Origin of the sequence: Archangium sp., from assembly GCF_036389735.1 — a bacterium.
Classification (GTDB): domain Bacteria; phylum Myxococcota; class Myxococcia; order Myxococcales; family Myxococcaceae; genus Archangium.
On the sequence record NZ_DASVWK010000506.1, the window covers coordinates 1 to 2,525 of the forward strand.

A 2,525-nucleotide genomic window follows, 5' to 3' on the forward strand; every position below is an offset into this window, starting at 1 on the left:
TCCTCGATGGTGGTGACGTTCACCTCCGGGCCGGCCACCGCCTTGAGCGTCGAGTAGAGCGTGGTCGTCTTGCCGCTGCCCGTGGGGCCGGTGACGAGGATGAGCCCGTGGGGCTGGTCGATCCAGTTCTCGAAGACGCTCTTCTCCTCCGGATCGAACCCGAGCTGGGCGATGTCCTGCACCAGCGTCTCCGGATCGAAGACACGGATGACCACCTTCTCGCCGAAGGCGGTGGGCAGCGTGGAGACGCGGAGCTCCACCTCGCGACCATCGCGCTCGGTCTTGATGCGACCGTCCTGCGGCTTGCGCTTCTCGGAGATGTCGATGCGCGAGAGCGTCTTGATGCGCGAGATGATGGGCGCGTGCACGCCAGCGGGCAGCGTGTACACCGGGTGCAGCACGCCGTCGATGCGCAGGCGCACCAGCGAGGTGGTGCGCTTGGGCTCGACGTGGATGTCCGAGGCGCGGTTGTCGAAGGCGTAGCGCAGCAGGTAGTCCACCGCCTGCACCACCGGCTGGTCCGCCGCGTCCAGCTCCTGGCGACCGCTGAGCGAGACGAGCTGCTCGAAGTTGCCAATCTGCGGCGAGCTGGTGGGGTTGTTGCTGAAGTCATCCGCGGCGCGCGCCAGCGTGCGCTTGAAGCCGTAGATGTCCGAGATGGCCTTGAGGATGTCGATCTTCGAGGCGAGCACCGGCTCGATGGGCATGCCGGTGAGCACATGGAGGCCCTCGAAGAGTTCCTTATCGAAGGGGTTGGCCACCGCCACCAGCAGCCGACCATCCTGGCCGCGCTCCAGCGGCAGCAGCACGTGCTTCTGCGCGAAGGGGCGGGAGATGGTGCGGGTGGCCAGCGCCATGTCCAGCTTGAGCGGGTCCACCTTCTTGTAGGCGATGCCGGCGGCGCGGGCGACGATCTCCGAGGTGCGATCCTCGTCGAGTACCCCCCGGCCGTCCGCCAGGGGCACCTGGAAGGCGGCGACGATCTCCACGGGCGACACCTCGTAGCGCGCCGCGTCCTTGCCCACGACCCCGTGGTTCTTGAGGACGCGGGCCCGGGCGGCCTGCTCGCGCGCGGAGATGTTCTGCGCCTGCTCCGCGGTGAGCACCCGCTGCGCGACGAGCGCCTCCAGGACGAAGGAGAGGGTGAAGTCGGTCTTGCTCCGCGTCGAGAGAGGGGGCGAGGTCACGGGCGCTGTCAACGGCGTCTCCTGGAAGCCACGAGGAACAAAGCAAGGGCGCCGAGCAATCCCGACGCGTTCACGGCGGAGCCCTGGCAGCCGCACCCGGGACCGGCCGTCCCGCCCGAGCCGGTGCCCGCATCCGGGGCCGGAGTGACGGGCGTACCCGCGTCCTGGGTGCCTCCCCCACAGAGGGAGCAACCGGCATCCGCCGAGCCGTTGCCCACGACGCACTGGCCGTTGCCGCCGCAGGTGGAGCCCTGCGGGCAGTCGACCGAGGTGCGGCACGGAGGCAGGCAACCGGTGGCGCCACCGGAGAAGGGCGCGCACTGCTGACCCGAGGCACAGGTGTTCTGGGAGCAGGTGCGCACGCACATGGACGCGCCGCCGGAGCCCACCTTCTGGCAGGTGGTGCCATCCGGGCAGGAGCACGTGCCGTAGTCGCAGCCCTGGGAGCAGATGCCCTGCGGGTGGCCGTTGGGCTTCAGGCACTTCTGGTAGGTGCCGCAGTCCGCGTCCACGCCGCAGGAGTCGCCCACGGACGCGCCCGGCTTCTGCTGGGGCACGCACGTGTTGTCGCAGGGGCGGCACGCGTAGCCGTTGCCGCAGTCCGAATCGCTGTTGCAGGCCGAGACGCACACGTTGCCCTCGGGCCGGGCCAGGCAGATGTAACCCGCGCGGCAGGGCGTACCCCCGGGCGTGCAGTTCTTGAGGCAGGCCTTGCCGATCTCCATCCCGACGCAGGTGGAGCCCGCGGGGCACGTCCCGTACCCGGTGTCACACGCCTGCGTGCAGTAGCCACCCGACCAGACCGTCGTCGAGGACGGCAACGTCACCGGCGGCAGGCACACGGCCCAGGCGGAGTTGCACTGCTCATCACCCGCACAGGCATTGCCCACCCTCGTGACGTAATCCGCCATGTTCGACAGGCAGGCGTACTGGGAGCCCGCGACCGCCGTGGACGCCTTGCACACGAACGGGACCGGGCACTCGCCGGGCGTGGTGTTGGAGCAGCCCTTGGTGCAGATGCGGGAGGCCGGCACGCCCGGGGCCTCGGGCACCACCACGCAGGTGAGTCCCCCGGTGCACGTCCCCGTCGGGCAGGGCGTCCCCACCTCGCCGGCCTGGGGATAGAGGGTGCAGAGATGATCCTTGTCGTGCTGGGTGAGTGCCCGCCGCGTCAAGCCCGAGGGCAGGTCGAGGGACATCACGTTGTCCGGCTCGAAGACGCCCTTCAGTCCCAGGCAATGGCCCACCTCGCGCGTCAGGAACGACTGGAGGTCCAGGAACCCCGTCTGCGTCGGGGTGAAGGTGGACCACTTAAAGTCCCCCGTGGCGTTGATGTAG

2 protein-coding genes are annotated in these 2,525 nt (G+C 69.6%); both read right to left on the minus strand.

Going from position 1 to position 2,525, the window contains the following annotated elements; all coding sequences use genetic code 11:
* Positions 1 to 1,199: GspE/PulE family protein (locus VF794_RS17750; RefSeq protein ID WP_331111942.1), on the minus strand; the 1,199-nt coding region annotated here is incomplete at its 3' end.
* The coding region (locus VF794_RS17755; RefSeq protein ID WP_331111944.1) for an adhesin at positions 1,196 to 2,525 on the minus strand (1,330 nt) is incomplete at its 5' end. The genes VF794_RS17750 and VF794_RS17755, both read right to left, overlap by 4 nt.